We start from the raw sequence: 18,101 nt of genomic DNA on the forward strand, positions 1-18,101 counted from the left end.
CTCTCTGCGCGGACGCAGCCGTTATACCAGCGGCATTTTAGGGGTGCAAGCCTGAAAGCTAGCTGTGGCGCGGCTTCCAGCGTTCTCAAACTTGATCCAACGCGTTGCGCTGATCAATGTTTGAGGTCTGCCTGGGCCATGGTGCCGGTGCCGTCGCGCACCTGTACCTCACCCTGTCCCGCTGGCGGCACGGGTGCCAGCGGACGTTCCAGAGCGATGTCGAGCACCTCGTCGATCCATTTCACCGGAATGATCTTCATGCCCTGCGTCACCGGCTTGGGCAGGTCGACGAGATCCTTGCGGTTCTCATCGGGAATGATCACGGTGCGGATGCCGCCACGCAGTGCCGCCAGCAGCTTCTCCTTCAGGCCGCCAATCGGCAGCACGCGCCCGCGCAGGGTGATCTCGCCGGTCATGGCCACGTCGGCCTTGACCGGGTTGCGGGTCAGCATCGACACCAGGGCCGTGGCCATGGCGATGCCTGCGCTGGGGCCGTCCTTCGGGGTCGCGCCTTCGGGCACGTGGACGTGGACGTCCTGCTTCTGCAGGAAATCCAGGTCGATGCCGAGACGCTCGGTGCGTGCACGCACGACTGAAAGCGCCGCCGAAGCCGATTCCTTCATGACGTCGCCAAGCTGGCCGGTCAGCAGCAACTGCCCCTTGCCCGGCACCAGCGTCGTCTCGATCTGCAACAGATCACCGCCCACTTCGGTCCAGGCCAGGCCGGTCACCAGGCCAATCTCGTTCTGTTCCTCGGCACGTCCGAAGTCGTAGCGGCGCACGCCCAGGTACTTGTCGAGGTTCTTCGAGGTGACATTGACCGCTGTGGCCTTGGCCTTCTTCGCCTTCGGACCGGCGAGCGCGATTTCCTTGACCACCTTGCGGCAGATCTTGGCGATCTCTCGCTCCAGGCTGCGCACGCCGGACTCGCGCGTGTAGTAGCGCACGATGTCGCGCACGGCGCTCTCGGCGACCTTCAGCTCATCCGGCTTCAGGCCATTGGCCTTGATCTGCTTGGCCATCAGGTAACGCATGGCGATGTTGAGCTTCTCTTCCTCGGTGTAACCCGGGATCCGGATCACTTCCATTCGGTCGAGCAGCGGGCCGGGAATGTTGAGCGAGTTCGACGTCGCCACGAACATCACTTCCGACAGGTCCAGGTCGACTTCAAGGTAGTGGTCGTTGAACGCGTTGTTCTGCTCCGGGTCGAGCACTTCCAGCAGCGCCGAAGACGGATCGCCGCGGAAGTCCATCGACATCTTGTCGATTTCGTCGAGCACGAACAGCGGGTTCTTGCTGCCGATCTTGTTGAGGTTCTGCACGATGCGGCCCGGCATCGAACCGACGTAGGTACGACGATGGCCACGGATCTCGGCTTCGTCACGCACGCCGCCAAGCGACATGCGCACGAACTTGCGGTTGGTCGCCTTGGCGATCGACTGGCCGAGCGAGGTCTTGCCCACGCCGGGCGGTCCGACCAGGCACAGGATCGCGCCCTTCATGTGCTTCACGCGCGACTGCACGGCGAGGTACTCGAGGATGCGTTCCTTGACCTTCTCCAGGCCGAAGTGGTCGGCATCGAGCACGTCCTGCGCGGCCTTGAGGTCCTTGCGGATCTTGCTGCGCTTCTTCCACGGCACGCCGAGCAGCCAGTCGAGATAGTTGCGCACGACCGCGGCTTCGGCCGACATCGGCGACATCTGCTTGAGCTTGTTGAGCTCGGCCTTGGCCTTGGTTTCCACCGGCTTGGGCATGCCGGCTTCGGCGATCTTGCGGGTCAGCTCGTCGATGTCGTTGGGCGCGTCATCGATCTCGCCCAGCTCCTTCTGGATCGCCTTCATCTGCTCGTTGAGGTAGTACTCGCGCTGGCTCTTCTCCATCTGCGACTTGACGCGGCCGCGGATGCGCTTCTCCAGCTGCTGCACGTCGATCTCGCCGTCGACCAGGCCGACCAGCAATTCAAGGCGCGTGCCGATGCCGTGCGTCTCCAGCAGCTTCTGCTTGTCGCCGATGCGCACGCCAAGATGGGCAGCGATGGTGTCGGCCAGGCGGCCGGGCTCGTCGATGCCGGTCAGCGTCTGCATCAGCTCCGGCGGCAGCTTGCGGTTGGTCTTTACGTACTGTTCGAACAAGCCCATCAGCGAACGCGCGATCGCTTCGATCTCGCGCTCTTCGCGATCGCTTTCGGGCTCGACGATTTCGGCCTGGCCGGTCAGTGCGCCGCCGCTTTCGACGACGTCATGCACGTTGACGCGCGAGACGCCCTCGACCAGCACCTTGATCGTGCCGTCGGGAAGCTTGAGCAGTTGCAGCACCTGGGCCAGCGTGCCGATCTGGTAGAGATCGGCCGCGCCCGGATCGTCGGTCTCGGCGGACTTCTGCGCGACCAGCAGGATGCGCTTGTCGGCTTCCATGGCCTGGTCGAGGGCATGGATCGACTTGTCGCGGCCGACGAAGAGCGGGATCACCATGTGCGGGAACACGACGACATCGCGCAACGGCAGTACCGGCAGGCTCAGCGTCTCGCGGTCTGGTGAGTCGGTCATGAGGGGGGACTCCGGATAAGCGTGGACGGGCTCGACGCCCGAGGGATCGGTGGGCTTCAAATGCCCATGGCCACGGTTATGGGGGTCCGCGCGAAAGGATGCAAGCGGCGCGCAGGGAAAGCTGCGGGCCGGTCACAATTAATCCTTATGAATCAGCCAATTAGCCGCATTCTGCGGGCATCGGCCACAGCTCCCGGCCGAGCGGCCGGGAGGAACCTGAATGCCCCCCTCAGGGGCCGTGCGCTCAGTCGGCGGAAGCGACCTTGGGCGCCGCCGGCGGCGGGGTCTGGTAGATCAGGTACGGCTCGGTCTTGTGGTCGATTACCGACTCGTCGACCACGACCTTGCTGACGTTCTCCAGCGACGGCAGCTCGTACATGGTGTCGAGCAGGACCGACTCGACGATGGTGCGCAGGCCACGGGCACCGGTCTTGCGCTTGAGCGCCTTGCGGGCGATCGCGGCCAGGGCATCCGGGCGGAACTCCAGCTCCACGCCTTCCATGTCGAACAGCTTCTTGAACTGCTTGGTGATGGCGTTCTTCGGCTCGGTCAGGATCTTCACCAGCGCCGGCTCGTCGAGTTCCTCCAGGGTCGCGACCACCGGCAGGCGGCCAACGAACTCGGGGATCAGGCCGAACTTGATCAGGTCTTCCGGCTCGACGTCGGCCAGCAGCTTGCCGATGTCGGACTTGCGCTCACTGCTCTTGACCTTGGCGCCGAAGCCGATGCCGCCGGCCTCGGTGCTGCGCTGCTGGATGATCTTGTCCAGGCCTGCAAACGCGCCACCGACGACGAACAGGATGTTGCGCGTGTCGACCTGCAGGAATTCCTGCTGCGGGTGCTTGCGACCGCCCTGCGGCGGCACGCTGGCCACGGTGCCTTCGATCAGCTTCAGCAGCGCCTGCTGCACGCCTTCGCCGGACACGTCGCGGGTGATCGACGGGTTGTCGCTCTTGCGCGAGATCTTGTCGATCTCGTCGATGTAGACGATGCCCTGCTGCGCCTTCTCGACGTCGTAGTCGCACTTCTGCAGCAGCTTCTGGATGATGTTTTCCACGTCCTCGCCGACATAGCCGGCTTCGGTGAGCGTGGTCGCATCGGCGATCGTGAACGGCACGTTGAGCAGGCGCGCCAGCGTTTCGGCCAGCAGCGTCTTGCCCGAGCCGGTCGGACCGACCAGCAGGATGTTGGACTTGGCGAGCTCGACGTCGTCGTTCTTCTGACGGCTCTCGATGCGCTTGTAATGGTTGTACACGGCGACCGCGAGCGTGCGCTTGGCGCGCGTCTGGCCGATCACGTACTGGTCGAGCACCTCGAGGATCTCGCGCGGCTTGGGCAAGTGGCTGCGGGCCGATTGCGCCTTTTCCTCGAGTTCCTCGCGGATGATGTCGTTGCACAGCTCGACGCACTCGTCGCAGATGAACACGCTCGGGCCCGCAATCAGTTTGCGGACCTCGTGCTGGCTCTTCCCGCAGAACGAGCAATAGAGAATCTTGTTGCTGTCGCCGGTGCTGCGGCCCTGTCGGTCGTCGCTCATGCTTGTGCCCAAGTGGTGCTTTTGGTGGTGCTTTTGGTGGTGCTCGTGCCAGAACCCGTCCAAGCCTGGACGTGTTCAGGTGCTACGGCCCGAGAATAACACAGCGATCCGGCCCGCTTCGCGGGCCGGCTCGTTGGGCGAAATGGTTGCTGGATCAAGGACCTGGACGGACTCAGAGGGCTGTCTCAGGTCGTCTGGATGGAGTCATCCGGGCGCCGCTCCAGCACCTGGTCGATCAGGCCGTACTCACGGGCGGCCTCGGCGCTCTTGAAGTTGTCGCGCTCGGTGTCGCGCGCGATCGTCTCAAGGGCCTGGCCGGTGTGCTTGGCGAGGATCTCGTTGAGGCGCTGGCGCAGGGTCAGGATCTCGCGGGCGTGGATGTCGATGTCCGTCGCCTGGCCCTGGAAGCCGCCCAGCGGCTGGTGGATCATCACGCGCGAGTTCGGCAGCGCATAGCGCTTGCCCTTGGCGCCTGCGGCCAGCAGCAGCGCGCCCATCGAGGCGGCCTGGCCGACGCAGATGGTGCTCACGTCCGGCTTGATGTACTGCATGGTGTCGTAGATCGCCATGCCGGCGGTGACCACGCCGCCGGGCGAGTTGATGTACAGGCTGATGTCCTTCTCGGGGTTCTCGGCCTCGAGGAACAGCATCTGCGCCACGATCACGTTGGCGACGTGGTCGTCGACGCCGCCGACCAGGAAGATCACGCGCTCCTTGAGCAGGCGCGAGTAGATGTCGTAGGCGCGCTCGCCTCGGCTGGTCTGTTCGACCACCATCGGGACGAGGTTCAAAGCTCGGGTCAGGTTGTCCATGGAATCGACGGCACCTTGGGTCTGGAATTGGGCGCTTGGAAGCGTAATACGGTCAAATTGGGGCCAACCGGACCGGAGCGCAAGGGGCACGTACGCAGATCGCTCCGGACCGCGACGGCGAAGCCGCCGCGGTGCCGGACGAAGCGGTTACTGGCGGATCGCTTCGTTGAACGACAGCGGCTGCTCGTTGTGCTGGGCGCGCTCGGCGATCCAGTCGATCACCTGCTCTTCCATCACGCGGGCCTGCAGGCCCGACATCAGCTGGGCGTCGTTGCGGTACAGCTCGATCACCTGCTGCGGTTCCTCGTAGGTCGAGGCAATCAGCTGCAGGGTCTCGGTGACGCGCTTGGATTCCAGGCGCAGCTCGTTGCGGCGGGCGATCTCGCCGACCAGCAGGCCGACCAGCACGCGCTTGCGTGCGGCGTCCATGAAGCCCATGTGCGCGTCGGCCGGGATCTCGCCGATGGCGCGGCCCTGGCGGCGGGCGGTCTCGATGGTCTGGCGGGCCATGTCGCGGGCCTCGCCCTCGACCAGCTTCGGCGGCATCTCGACGTGGGTGTAGGCAGCGATGAGCTGCTCGCCGACTTCGCGACGCAGGCGGGTCATCAGCGCGCCCTTGAGCTCGCGCTCCAGGTTGCTGCGGATGTCGGCGCGGAACTGCTCGGCGTCGCCGCTGCGCACGCCGAAGCTCTTGATGAAGGCGGCGTCCACGTCCGGCAGGACCGGCTCGGAGACCTTGGTCGCCTTCAGGTGCACCTGGACGGTACGGCCGGCGAACTGCGGCACGCGCCAGTCGCTCGGGAACTCGACTTCAGCAACCTTTTCCTCGCCGGTCTTCAGGCCGACCAGGGCCGACTCGATCGCCGGGAACATGGCGGCCGAACCGATGATCGTGGCGCCACGCTCGACGCCCTCGGCAGGCAGGCGCTCATCGCCCACCTGCGACCAGGTCTCGATCTCGACCGCGTCGCCGACGGCGGCTTCGCGCTCGACGGCATTCCAGCTGCGGCGCTGCAGGCGCAGGTTCTCGATCATCGCGTCGATGTCGACGTCGCTGACTTCCGCGGTGTGGCGGACCACGTTGAGCTTGGCGACGTCGATGTCGCCGAAGTCCGGCACCACTTCGAAGGTGGCGACGTAGGCCAGCTCTTCGCCCGTGGCCGGGACGATCTGCGGGTTGCCGGCGATCTGCAGCGACTGCTCGCGCACGGCATTGGTGAAGCCTTCACGCAGCAGCCCGTCGAGGACCTCGGCGCGAACCTGGGCGCCGAAGCGCTGCTCGATCACCTTTGCGGGGATCTTGCCGGGGCGGAAACCCTTGATCTTTGCGCCGCGCGAGATCTCGCGCAGGCGACCGCCGACCACAGCTTCCAGGCGATCCGCCGGGAGGCTGAAAGTCATGCGACGTTCGAGGTTGCCGAGCGATTCGACCGAAACTTGCATATCCACTCCTGCCACCGCGGCGACCTGCCACGGCACGATGTTGATGATCCTGTCCGACCGCGGCCGCAGCGGAAAACGAGCCCGCCGGCCAGCGGAACGGAATAGTTTCGCCGATTACGGGCCGCGGTGCCAGCGTGGGCGGCGATTCAGGAAGGGGGTTGGTGCGGGGGGCCGAAAATGGCGCGTCGGGCGCTCAGAGGCCTGGCCCGTTGCGGTGGCCAATTGCGAGTACTCACTCCAAGGCTTCAACAGCCCGGCGCGTTGGGGCAGCCACTCGCGAGCGCTCGCTCGATTGCATTGGCAGCCTGCCGGTAAGGCAGGCTGGTGCGAAAGGCGGGACTCGAACCCGCACGCCTTGCGGCACTGGAACCTAAATCCAGGGCGTCTACCAATTCCGCCACTTTCGCATTGCCGGGCGCAGGGACGAGGCCACTGCGCGGCGCATTCTAGGCGGAAAACCAGATTCGGGCACCGGAAAAGAAAAAAGCACCTGGGGTTGCCAGGTGCTTTTCCGGGATTGGTGGGCCGTCAAGGATTCGAACCTTGGACCTATTGATTAAGAGTCAACTGCTCTACCAACTGAGCTAACGGCCCGGAACAACCAGGTGCGAAATCATATCAACAAAAATCCACTTCGCCAATATGACTCGCCAACAAGATGGGGTGGCTGAGGGGACTCGAACCCCCGACATCTGGAATCACAATCCAGTACTCTAACCAACTGAGCTACAGCCACCATAAAGCTTGTTTTACGCACTATTTTCGCACTTTGTGGCGCGCCCGGCGGGACTCGAACCCACAACCACCGGCTTAGAAGGCCGGTGCTCTATCCGGTTGAGCTACGGGCGCCAGCGTCGCATCTTAACTGACACTCGAAACTGGCACTCGGCAGCACCTTCCTGCTCCGTCCCGGATCATCACTGATCCTTGTCGAGCACCTGGCGGATGGTCGGGGCAGAGGGATTCGAACCCACGACATCCAGCTCCCAAAGCTGGCGCTCTACCAGGCTGAGCTATACCCCGGTCCCGGACTTCCGTTGCGCGCCAACGCCGCGAAAGGCCGGCTAGTTTGGGCGGATGACGTCGCCGTGTCAACGACGCATCACCGCGAACACGCCGGCACGGCGCACCTCGTCCGGCATGTATGCTTGCCCCGTTCACATTCCACCGACTCGAACCAGGGGCACATGCATGCGCAGCGGCAATCCGGCACTCAAGGACTCCACCTTTCTGGACCTCGCCAGCGGCACGGTAGTGCGCCGCGACGGCGACGCCATGACGCTGGCCGGCACGGTCAACAAGACCGGTCTGCTGTTGCTGCTGTGCGTGATCACCGCGACTTTTGCCTGGAGCCAGGTCAGCTTCACCGCTGACGGCGTGGTTGGCGCTGGCCCGTATGTCTGGGGTGGCGCGATCGGCGGCCTGGTGCTGGCGCTCGTCACCGTGTTCAAGAAAGAATGGTCGCCGGTGACGGCGCCGCTGTACGCCCTGGTCGAAGGCTTCTTCCTGGGCGCGATCTCGGCCATGTACAACCACCTTTACCAGGGCATCGTCCTGCAGGCGGTCATGCTGACTATCGGCACGCTGTTCGCACTGCTCTTCGCCTACCGTTCGGGCCTGATCAAGGCGACCGAGAACTTCAAGCTCGGCGTCGCCGCCGCCACCGGCGGCATCGCCCTGCTCTACCTGGTGACGATGGGCCTGGGCATGTTCGGCATCAAGGTGCCCTTCATCCACGAATCGGGATTGATCGGCATCGGCTTCAGCCTCTTCGTGGTGGTCATCGCGGCGATGAACCTGGTGCTGGACTTCGACTTCATCGAAACCGGCGTCGAACAGAACGCTCCCAAGTACATGGAGTGGTACGGCGCGTTCGGGCTGATGGTCACGCTGGTGTGGCTGTACGTCGAGTTCCTGCGCCTGCTGTCGAAGCTGCAATCGCGCAACTGATTCAACCATTGCAACGAAAAAGGGCGCGGATTTCCGCGCCCTTTTTTATTGCCGCTTCGCCGCCGCGCCGCCCTGGTGGCCGGCCGCATCCAGCGGCTCGCCCGCCGCCTTGCGCTGCGGCCACAGCATCGCGATCACCGTGATCGCGCCCAGCAGCCAGCTGTAGTGGACGCTGCCTGCCAGCGCCAGCGGCGACACCGCGCCCAGCGACGCGGCCAGCAGGATCTGTGCGCCATAGGGCAGCACGCCCTGGGTGACACAGGCAAAAATGTCGAGAACGCTGGCCGCACGCGCTGGCGGCACCCCGTGCTGCTGGGCGATGTCCCGCGCCAGACCGCCGCTGATCAGGATCGCGACGGTGTTGTTGGCGGTAAACACATCGGTCGTCGCCGACAGCGCGGCGATGCTGATTTCGCCGGCGCGGCGACTGCGATGTCCACGCGCGAAACGCCCGATCACCTGCGCCAGCCAGCTCAGCCCACCGGTGGCTTTCATCAACGCACCCAGCCCGCCGACCAGCAGCGACAGCAGGGTGATTTCGATCATGCTTTCGAACCCCTCCCAGATATGGGTGGAGTACGACGCGACACTGAACTCGTCGGAGAAGACCGCGCCGAACCCACCGGCAATCACCAGCCCCAGGCTGAGCACGATGATCACGTCGACGCCGGCCAGCGCCAGCCCGAGCACGACCAGGTACGGCACGATCAGCCACGGCGTGACCGGATCGAGCGGCTGCACGGGTGCGGTCTCGGCGACCAAGCCCAGCACGATGACGGTCAGGACCGCGGCCGGCAGCGCCAGCTTCAGGTTCTCGCGGAACTTGTCGCGCATGCTGCAACCCTGGGTGCGGCTGGCGACGATGGCGGTGTCTGAAATCACCGAAAGGTTGTCGCCGAACGTGGCGCCGCCGATCACGGCGCCGAGCACCAGCGCGCGGTCGAGCCCGGACGCGTCGGACACCCCGAGCGCGATGGGCGCGACGGCGGCAATCGTGCCCATCGAGGTGCCCAGCGACAGCGAGATGAAGCCGGCGACGACGAACAGGCCCGGCAGCAGCAACGCCGGATGCACATGACCGATGCCGAGCGCGACGATCGCATCGACCGCACCGATCGCCTTGGAGACTTCGACGAAGCCACCGGCGAGCAGGAAGATCAGGCACATCAGCACGACGTTCTGGTCGCCCATGCCCGACAGCAGCGTCTCCAGCGGTTTCAGACCGCGGCGCCAGGCGATGAACGCCGCCAGCGCCAGCGCCGGCAGGATCGCCACCGGCGCACGCAGCTGATAGAAGCCCATCGCCTCGCCGTGCGTCGTGTAGTACAGGCCCGCACCGAAGAACAGCGCCAGGAACAACAGGAGCGGCGCCAGCGCCAGGGCGCTCGGGCGGACCGATTCGTTCATCTTTCTATCCGGATGGATTTGTAATGATGCGGATTTTGCAGTGCAGCAACGGCGCTGTCGAGTGCATGGGCGGAACGGTGGCTGTGCATGGGTGGTCCCGCCCAGAACGCGGGCGCCCAAACGAAAACGGGGCGCCACATGGGCGCCCCGTTTCGAATCAAACCACTGCAGCTCAGATGCGGCCGGCGATCGCCTTGGCGAAGGACATCGTGTTGCCACTGCCGCCCAGGTCCGGGGTCAGCGAGTCCTTGGCCTCGAGCGTGGCGATGATCGCCGCGCGCAGGCGGCTTGCCTTCTCCGGCTGACCGAGGTGGTCGAGCATCTGCGCCGCGCCCAGCAGCAGCGCGCACGGATTGGCCTTGCCCTGCCCCGCGATGTCCGGCGCGGTGCCGTGCACCGCCTCGAAGATCGCCGCATCGGTGCCGATGTTGGCGCCCGGCGCCAGGCCGAGGCCGCCGACCAGGCCGGCGCACAGATCGGAAATGATGTCGCCGAACAGATTGGTGGTGACGATGATGTCGAACTGCTCCGGACGCATCACCAGCTGCATGCAGGTGTTGTCCACGATCATCTCGTTGCACTCGATGTCCGGGTACTCCGTCGCCACCGCACGCGCCGTCTTCAGGAACAGGCCCGAAGTCGACTTGAGGATGTTGGCCTTGTGCACGATCGTGACCTTCTTGCGGCCGGTCTTGCGGGCCAGCTCGAAGGCATAGCGCACGATGCGCTCGGAACCGCGGCGGGTGATCTTCTGCGTCAGCATGGCCACTTCGCCATCTTCAGACAGCGTCTGCCCCTCGCCGATGTACGCGCCCTCGGTGTTCTCGCGCACCGTGATCACATCGACACCGTCCGGGAAGCGCGACTTGGTGTTCGGGAACGACTTGGCCGGACGCACGTTGGCGTACAGGTCGAAACGCTTGCGCAGCTCGACGTTGATCGAGCTGAAGCCCTCGCCGACCGGCGTGGTCAGCGGGCTCTTGAGCGCGATCCGGTTCTTGCGGATCGAGTCCATGGTGGCCTGCGGCAGCAGCTCACCGTGCTTCTCGAGCGCGACCAGGCCGGCGTCGGCGAACTCGTACTGCAGTCCGACATCCATCGTGTCGAGCACGTGCAGGGTGGCGTCCATGATTTCCGGGCCGATACCGTCGCCACGGATGACCGTGATGGTCTGCGTCATAGGGGATTTCTTCCAGGCTGATGGGCGCCCTGCGGAGGGTACGGCGCCGGATGGTTAGCCCCGGAATTATGCCGGAAGCCGCCCGGTCCTGCAGGGCCGGACGCCTCGGACTTTCGTCTGAACCGCTTTCACAGTGGTTCAAGGCGGCTTTGGAACGCGACCCGGGCGCCGGTGGCGGACCAGGCCGCCACAACGGGCACAGCCCGACCCGGCCTCAGCCGTGGTCGTGGCCTTCGGGCGCGGCGGCCTCGCCCTGCTCCAGCCTGTCGAGGAAGTCGACCGCCCGGCGCATGTGCGGGATCACGATCGAGCCGCCGACCACCAGGCCGACCGAGAATGCCTCGAACATCTCGTCGCGGTTGACCCCGGCTTCCTTGCACTGGGCCACGTGGTAGCTGATGCAGTCGTCGCAGCGCAGCACCATCGACGCCACCAGGCCGAGCAGCTCCTTGGTCTTCACATCCAGCGCGCCCGGCTGGTAGGTCTGGGTGTCGAGCGCGAAGAAGCGCCGCACGACCTGGTTGGGCTCGGCGAGGATCCTCTCGTTCATCCGCTTGCGGAACGCGGTGAACTCGGCGACGCGGTCGCCCTCGGTCTTGTCGGTCGAATCGCTCATGCGCCACCTGCCAGCAGGGGTTCCAGGCCGCCCGCACGATGCAGGGCGATCATGTCGTCGTAGCCGCCCACGTGGGTGTCGCCGATGAAGATCTGCGGCACGCTGGTGCGGCGGGCGCGGCTGAGCATCAGCTCGCGCTGGGCGGGGTCCAGGTCGATCCGGACCTCGGTCCAGCTCTGGCCTTTGCTCTTGAGGAAATTCTTTGCCGCGACGCAATAGGGGCAGATCGCGGTGGTATAGATGGTGATCTCGGGCGCGGTGGGACTGCTGGTTCCCGGCGCGGCGGGCGCGGTGCTGCTCAAAACGATCTCTCCTGCATGAACTCGCCAATGCGGCTGTGGTCGAATATGGGCCTGCCCCGGGTTCATTTCCAGTCCATGCACGGAACACAGCCGTGCAAGGGCGACATTTTCGAGGGACCTCCCGCTTGCGTCGCATCGCCCTGCTAACCGCCGCCCTCACCCTCGCCATCGCCAGCCTTTGCGCGCCGGCGCAGGAAGCCAACCTGCCGGACATCGGCTCGTCGGCAGGCGAACTGCTGACCCCGCGGCAGCAGGAGGCATACGGCGCGATGATGCTGGCGCAGCTTCGCCACTACGACTTCCTCCTCGAAGACCCGCTGATCGACAGCTGGCTCGACACCCTCGGCACCCGCCTTGCGGCCAACAGCGACAAGCCGCGCCAGCCGTTCACGTTCTTCATGCTGCGCGAGCGCCAGATCAACGCCTTCGCCACCCTGGGCGGCTACGTCGGCGTCAACTCCGGCCTGGTGCTGGCGGCCGAGCGCGAGGACGAGGTTGCCGGCGTGATGTCGCACGAAATCGCCCACGTCACCCAGCAGCACGTGCTGCGCGGTGCCGAGCGCGCCCAGCGCGACCAGTTGCCGATCCTGCTGGCCATGCTCGGCGCGATCGTCGCCGCCCAGGCCGCCGGCGGCAATTCCGACGACGACGCGGCACAGGCGGCCATGGCCAGCGCCATGGGCCTGATGCAGCAGCGCCAGATCGACTACACCCGCTCCAACGAGTCCGAGGCCGACCGCCTCGGCATCCAGACCCTCGCCCGCAGCCACTACGACCCGGAAGCGATGGCGGATTTCTTCACCACGCTGCAGGCGCGCTCGCGCAGCAATGGCGCCAACTACTGGGGCGAATCGCCTGACTGGCTGATGACGCACCCGGTCACGATCACCCGCATCACCGAGGCGAAAGAGCGCGCCGCGCGGATCAAGCGCGAGCAGGGCGGCATCGCCGAGGTTTGCGTGCGCGATCCCGACGGTCCGCCGCAATGCCGCAGCGAGAGCACCGCGCAGCCGCAGTACTCGCTCGATGGCAGCAACAACCCGCTGCTGCCGCCGAACCTGGGCGTGAGCGCGCAGCTTGGCGCCGCCGCCCAGAGCGGTGGCACCGGACGCTTCGAATACGCCCGCGAGCGCCTGCGCGTGCTCAGCGCCGACACTCCCGCCGATGCGCTGCGCGAGTACGAGCGCCTCACCGGCGGCAAGAAGCTCACCGAAGCGCAACGCTATGGCCAGGCGCTGGCCCGCCTCCGCGGCGACCAGGCCAGCGCCGCGGCGACCACGTTCGGCGAGTTGTTGCAGGAACATCCGGGCGACATGTGGCTCACCCTGGCCATGGGCGAAGCCGAAGCGCGCAGCGGCAAGGCAGCCGCGGCCGACGCCCGCTTCGAGGGCCTGCTGCGGCAGACGCCCAATAACCGCGCCGTGGTGCTGACCTATGCCGAGGTGCTGTCCGAGCGCAACACCCCCACCGCCGGCAAGCGCGCGCAGGCGGTGTTGCGTCCGCTGCTGGGCAACTCGGGTGACGACGCGATCTTCCAGCGCATCTTCGCCCGCGCCTGCGAGATCGCCGGCGACCCTATCCGGGCCGGCGAGGCCTACGCCGAAGCGGCCTATCTGAATGGCCGGCCGGAACAGGCCCTGGTGCAGCTCAATACCCTCAAGCGCCGCGGCGACCTGGACTACTACGCCCGCGCCCGGATCGAGGCGCGCATCGCCGCGATCACCCCGACCGTGCTCGAACTCAAGCGCCAGGGTGTCCGCGACGAGGATCTGCGTCGGCAGTAAGGTGCGGCGGTCGTCTCTGGAGCTCCTCCAAGCCTGGCAGGCACCCTGCACGATGACCATGTCATGGCATCGTCACAAAACGGTAGTGTACTGACGCGGCTTCCCAGGCCCCTCCCGTTCGGGGCTCTTCCGTTCGGACCTCCGTTCGGGCCCCTTCAGTCTTTCCCCCGGTGACCGTGTGCAGAAGCGCATCCTGATTGTCGAAGACGAACCCGCCATCCGCGACATGGTGTCCTTCGCCCTGCGCAAAGGCGAATACGAACCCGTTCATGCCGGCGATGCCCGCGAGGCGCAGGCCGCCATCGCCGACCGCGTCCCCGATCTGATCCTGCTCGACTGGATGCTCCCCGGCACCAGCGGCCTGGACCTGGCGCGGCGCTGGCGCAAGGAACAGCTCACCCGCGAGATCCCGATCATCATGTTGACCGCGCGTGGCGAGGAGAACGACCGCGTCGGCGGCCTCGAGGCCGGCGTCGACGACTACGTGGTCAAGCCCTTCTCGGCGCGCGAGCTGCTGGCCCGCATCCGCGCCGTGCTGCGCCGCTCGCGCGAGGACGACGAGGACGGTAGCGTCGGCGTCGGTCCGCTGCGCATCGATGGCGCCGCGCACCGCGTGTTCGCCGCCGCCGACGGCAGCGACCAGCCGGTGCAGATCGGCCCGACCGAATACCGCCTGCTGCACTTCTTCATGACCCACCCCGAGCGCGTCTACACCCGCACCCAGCTGCTCGACCATGTCTGGGGCGGTAGCGTCTACGTCGAGGAGCGCACCGTCGACGTGCACATCCGGCGCCTGCGCAAGACCCTGGAACCGCATCGTCTCGACGGCATGGTGCAGACCGTGCGCGGCGCCGGCTACCGCTTCTCCGCCTCGCTGGCGGCATGAAGCCGTCGCGGCCGGCACTGACCGGGCGCGGCCAGCGGGCTGGCGTTGCCAGCGGCCTCCCGACCGACCCTCATTCGCGACGCAGTGACCATTCGCAGGGCCGCATGCTGGCGGCCAGGCAGGCCGCTCGCTACGCTCAGGAAGCAGCACCCACACCCATGGATAGTTGATCGACGGCCATGCCGCCCCGCGCCCGCTCCGCCTGGTTCCGCACCCTCGGCCAACTCGCCCTGATCCTGGCCGCCGCCGCCGTGGTTGGCGTTGCGATCGGTCAGCCCTGGCCCGTCATCACCCTCGCCGCCCTGGGCGTGGTCGCCTGGCACTACTGGCGCCTTCGCAGCGTGCTGGTGCGCCTGACCGCACGCCAGCGCCTGACGGCTCCGGTGGGCGAAGGCATCTGGAACGAACTCGACCGCCTGCTTCATCGCAGCCAGTCGGAAATGCGCGGACGCAAGAAGCGCCTGATCGACATGCTGCGCGCCTATCGCGCCGCAGCGGCGGCGCTGCCTGACGCAATAGTGGTGGTCGAGCGCAACAGCCAGCGCATACAGTGGTTCAACGAGGCCGCCATCGGGCTGCTGCAGTTGAAGTACCCGCGCGACATCGGCGGCCCCATCGCCGAGCGCCTGCAGCCGTTGCAGCTTTCGCACTGGCTCGCTTCCGGACGCAACGCCGAAACCCTGGAAGTGGCCTCGCCGTGGAATCCGGCGGCGACGCTGAGCCTGCGCCTGATCCCCTACTCCGACGACCTGTGGCTGCTGGTCGCGCGCGATGTCAGCCGCCTGCTGCAGCTGGAGCAGATGCGCCGCGACTTCGTCGCCAACGTCTCGCACGAGCTGCGCACGCCGCTGACGGTGGTGCACGGCTACCTCGACATGCTCGACCCGGCCGAACACCCGGACTGGGCGCCGATGCTGGCCGAGATGCAGCGCCAGTCGCAGCGAATGACCCAGCTGGTCGAAGACCTGCTGATGCTCTCCCGCCTGGAATCGCAGGACAGCCTGCCGGCCGAGGAAATCGTGGCGATGTCGCCGATGCTGACGACGCTGCGACGCGAAGCGGTCGCGCTGAGCCAGGGCCGCCACGAGATCGTGGTCGAGGACGCGGCCGTGGTCGACCTGTGGGGTTCAAACAAGGAGCTGCACAGCGCATTCTCGAACCTGGTCGGCAACGCGATCCGCTATACCCCGGCCGGCGGCACCATCCGCATCCGGTTTCGCCCAGAGGGAACCCGCCCGGAGGGCAAGGGCGGCGCGGTGCTGGAAGTGGTCGACAGCGGCTACGGCATACCGGCCGCGCACCTGCCGCGCATCACCGAGCGGTTCTACCGCGTCTCCACCAGCCGTTCGCGCGAAAGCGGTGGCACCGGCCTGGGGCTGTCGATCGTCAAGCACGTGCTGAACCTGCACCAGGCACGGCTGGAGATCAGCAGCGAAGTCGGTCGCGGTAGTACGTTCTCCTGTCATTTCGGCGCCGAACGCGTGCGCCCGCGCGAAGACCTCGCGCTGTCCTTCGAGGCATTGCCATGAACGCCGCAGTCGAAACCCCGCTCGAATCCGATCCGCTTCGCGACCCTGGCCTGTACTTCAACCGCGAGCTGTCGCAGCTGGACTTCAATTTCCGCGTGCTGGCCCAGGCGCAGGACACCTCGGTGCCGCTGCTGGAGCGCCTGAAGTACCTGTGCATCTCCTGCACCAACCTCGACGAGTTCTTCGAGATCCGCGCCGGCACGCTGCGCCACGCCCAGGACCTGGGCATCGCCACCGGCGCCGACGGCCTGTCGCCGGCGACCGTGCTGGCGCGCATCCACGACCGCGCCGCGCAACTGGTGCAGTCGCAGTACGAGTGCTGGAACAACGTCCTGCGCCCGGCGCTGTGGGACGGTGGCGTGCGCGTGCTCGGCCGCGATGCCTGGGACGAGAACCAGGCGCGCTGGCTGCGTGAGTACTTCCGCGACGAGATCATGCCGGTGCTGTCGCCGCTGGGCCTGGACCCGGCCCATCCGTTCCCGAAGATCCTCAACAAATCGCTCAATATCGTCGTCGTGCTCAAGGGCAAGGACGCGTTCGGCCGCGAAGGCCATCTGGCGATCGTGCGCGCGCCGCGCTCGCTGCCGCGCATCATCCAGATCCCCGAGGAAGTCGGCGGCGGCAAGCACGACTTCGTGTTCCTGTCGGCGGTGCTGTCGGCCTTCGTCGACGAGATGTTCCCGGGCATGCAGGTCAAGGGCGCGTACCAGTTCCGCGTCACCCGCAATTCCGAGCTGATCGTCGACGAGGACGAGGTCGAGAACCTGGCGCTGGCATTGCGCGACGAACTGGTCGGCCGCGGCTACCTGCGCGCGGTGCGGCTGGAGATCGCCGAGCAGTGCCCGGACGACATCGTGCGCACCCTGCTGGAGAACTTCGACCTCACCGAGAACGCCGTCTACCGCATCAACGGCCCGGTCAACCTCAACCGCGTCATCCAGGTGTACGACCTGGTGCAGCGCCCGGAACTGAAGTTCCCGCCGTTCCAGCCACGGCAGTTGTCCGGCGTGGAGGCGATGTTCGACAAGGTGTCCGAAGGCGACGTGCTGCTGCACCACCCGTTCGAGGCGTTCACGCCGGTGCTGGAGCTGCTGCGGCAGGCGTCGGAAGACCCCAACGTGCTGGCGATCAAGCAGACCCTGTACCGCACCGGCAAGGACTCGATGATCGTCGACAGCCTGGTGCAGGCGGCACGCAACGGCAAGGACGTCACCGTCGTGGTCGAGTTGCGCGCGCGTTTCGACGAGGAGGCCAACCTCGGCCTCGCCGACCGCCTGCAGGATGCCGGCGTGCAGGTCGTGTATGGCGTGGTCGGCTACAAGACCCACGCCAAGATGATGCTGATCGTGCGTCGCGAGGGTCGCAAGCTGCGCCGCTACACACACATGGGTACCGGCAATTACCACAGCGGCACCGCGCGCGGTTACACCGACTTCGGCCTGATCACCGCCGATCCCGACATCGGCGCCGACGTCCACATGATCTTCCAGCAGTTGTCCGGGCTGGCCCCCACCATCAAGCTCAAGCGTCTGCTGCAATCGCCCTTCACCCTGCATGCCGGCGTGCTCAAGCGGATCGATCGCGAGACCCGGCACGCCAAGGCCGGCAAGCCGGCGCGGATCATCGCCAAGATGAACGCCCTCAACGAACCGCAAGTGGTGCGGGCGCTGTACCTGGCCTCGCAGGCCGGCGTGCAGATCGACCTGATCGTGCGCGGCGCCTGCACGGTGCGCCCGGGCATGCCCGGCATCTCGGAGAACATCCGGGTGCGCTCGATCGTCGGGCGCTTCCTCGAGCACCACCGCGTGTACTGGTTCGCCAACGACGGTGCCCCGGACCTGTTCTGCTCCAGCGCCGACTGGCTCGAGCGCAACCTGCTGCGGCGGATCGAGACCGGCTTTCCGGTGCTGTCGCCCGACCTGGCCACGCGCGTCTACGAAGAGGCGCTGCAGAACTACCTGGACGACAACGTCAACGCCTGGGAGCTGCAGACCGATGGCGAGTACGTGCGCGTGACGCCGGCCGAGGGCGCTCCGGCCCACTCGGCGCAGGCCTGGTTGATGGCCAAGATCTCGGCCTGAACAACGTCCATGACGACGTCCATCCGCG

Annotated in this window: 13 protein-coding genes and 5 tRNA genes; 5 read left to right on the forward strand and 13 right to left on the reverse strand. The window is 66.4% G+C overall.

All coding sequences use genetic code 11. The features are described 5' to 3' along the window. Positions 1-113: 113 nt before the first annotated feature. The 9 genes from lon to AC1DER_RS05365 all read right to left on the reverse strand — a co-directional run bounded on the left by lon (position 114) and on the right by AC1DER_RS05365 (position 7,361). Complete coding sequence (lon, locus tag AC1DER_RS05325; RefSeq protein WP_441815013.1) at positions 114-2,546, reverse strand: endopeptidase La; 2,433 nt, start codon at positions 2,544-2,546, stop codon at positions 114-116. 244 nt (positions 2,547-2,790) lie between these two features. Continuing rightward, complete coding sequence (gene clpX / locus AC1DER_RS05330; protein WP_241919905.1) at positions 2,791-4,083, reverse strand: ATP-dependent Clp protease ATP-binding subunit ClpX; 1,293 nt, start codon at positions 4,081-4,083, stop codon at positions 2,791-2,793. 185 nt (positions 4,084-4,268) lie between these two features. Beyond that, on the reverse strand, positions 4,269-4,895 hold the full coding sequence (gene clpP, locus AC1DER_RS05335; RefSeq protein WP_441815014.1) for an ATP-dependent Clp endopeptidase proteolytic subunit ClpP: 627 nt from the start codon (positions 4,893-4,895) through the stop codon (positions 4,269-4,271). Positions 4,896-5,042: 147 nt separating this feature from the next. Further along, on the reverse strand, positions 5,043-6,338 hold the full coding sequence (gene tig / locus AC1DER_RS05340; RefSeq protein ID WP_441815015.1) for a trigger factor: 1,296 nt from the start codon (positions 6,336-6,338) through the stop codon (positions 5,043-5,045). Positions 6,339-6,660: 322 nt separating this feature from the next. Beyond that, positions 6,661-6,745 (reverse strand) — tRNA-Leu (locus tag AC1DER_RS05345). A 111-nt stretch (positions 6,746-6,856) separates the two neighbouring features. After that, a tRNA-Lys gene (locus AC1DER_RS05350) sits at positions 6,857-6,932 on the reverse strand. A 65-nt stretch (positions 6,933-6,997) separates the two neighbouring features. After that, a tRNA-His gene (locus tag AC1DER_RS05355) sits at positions 6,998-7,074 on the reverse strand. A gap of 36 nt (positions 7,075-7,110) precedes the next feature. Beyond that, a tRNA-Arg gene (locus tag AC1DER_RS05360) sits at positions 7,111-7,187 on the reverse strand. 97 nt (positions 7,188-7,284) lie between these two features. Beyond that, positions 7,285-7,361 (reverse strand) — tRNA-Pro (locus AC1DER_RS05365). A gap of 168 nt (positions 7,362-7,529) precedes the next feature. Between AC1DER_RS05365 and AC1DER_RS05370 the strand changes: the two genes are divergently transcribed. Continuing rightward, complete coding sequence (locus AC1DER_RS05370; RefSeq protein ID WP_477246468.1) at positions 7,530-8,288, forward strand: Bax inhibitor-1/YccA family protein; 759 nt, start codon at positions 7,530-7,532, stop codon at positions 8,286-8,288. Positions 8,289-8,333: 45 nt separating this feature from the next. Here AC1DER_RS05370 and AC1DER_RS05375 read toward each other — a convergent pair whose 3' ends face one another. The 4 genes from AC1DER_RS05375 to grxC form a co-directional block, all read right to left on the reverse strand. Next, the gene (locus tag AC1DER_RS05375) at positions 8,334-9,695 is read right to left on the reverse strand and encodes a Na+/H+ antiporter NhaC family protein (RefSeq protein ID WP_441815017.1); all 1,362 of its coding nucleotides are present in this window, start codon (positions 9,693-9,695) and stop codon (positions 8,334-8,336) included. 172 nt (positions 9,696-9,867) lie between these two features. Beyond that, a complete protein-coding gene (locus tag AC1DER_RS05380) occupies positions 9,868-10,875 on the reverse strand; it encodes an isocitrate dehydrogenase (RefSeq protein WP_477246471.1) in 1,008 nt (335 codons plus the stop codon). 214 nt (positions 10,876-11,089) lie between these two features. After that, positions 11,090-11,491 (reverse strand): carboxymuconolactone decarboxylase family protein, encoded by a 402-nt coding sequence (locus AC1DER_RS05385; RefSeq protein ID WP_477357727.1) that lies wholly within the window; start codon positions 11,489-11,491, stop codon positions 11,090-11,092. Next, positions 11,488-11,793, reverse strand: coding sequence for a glutaredoxin 3 (gene grxC / locus AC1DER_RS05390; protein WP_477246475.1), 306 nt, complete (start codon positions 11,791-11,793; stop codon positions 11,488-11,490). The genes AC1DER_RS05385 and grxC overlap by 4 nt, the downstream gene beginning before the upstream one ends. Before the next feature lie 125 nt (positions 11,794-11,918). Between grxC and AC1DER_RS05395 the strand changes: the two genes are divergently transcribed. From AC1DER_RS05395 to ppk1, 4 genes are all read left to right on the forward strand, one after another. Further along, complete coding sequence (locus tag AC1DER_RS05395) at positions 11,919-13,577, forward strand: M48 family metalloprotease (protein ID WP_441815021.1); 1,659 nt, start codon at positions 11,919-11,921, stop codon at positions 13,575-13,577. Between the two features lie 178 nt (positions 13,578-13,755). Further along, entirely contained in the window at positions 13,756-14,463 is a 708-nt protein-coding gene (gene phoB, locus AC1DER_RS05400; protein ID WP_441815022.1) for a phosphate regulon transcriptional regulator PhoB, read from the forward strand. A gap of 179 nt (positions 14,464-14,642) precedes the next feature. Beyond that, complete coding sequence (phoR, locus tag AC1DER_RS05405; RefSeq protein WP_477246477.1) at positions 14,643-15,992, forward strand: phosphate regulon sensor histidine kinase PhoR; 1,350 nt, start codon at positions 14,643-14,645, stop codon at positions 15,990-15,992. After that, entirely contained in the window at positions 15,989-18,073 is a 2,085-nt protein-coding gene (ppk1, locus tag AC1DER_RS05410) for a polyphosphate kinase 1 (protein ID WP_441815024.1), read from the forward strand. Before phoR ends, ppk1 begins: the two co-directional genes overlap by 4 nt. The last annotated feature ends 28 nt before the right edge of the window (positions 18,074-18,101 follow it).

The sequence above is a fragment of the Lysobacter sp. 05T417 genome (assembly GCF_056396405.1).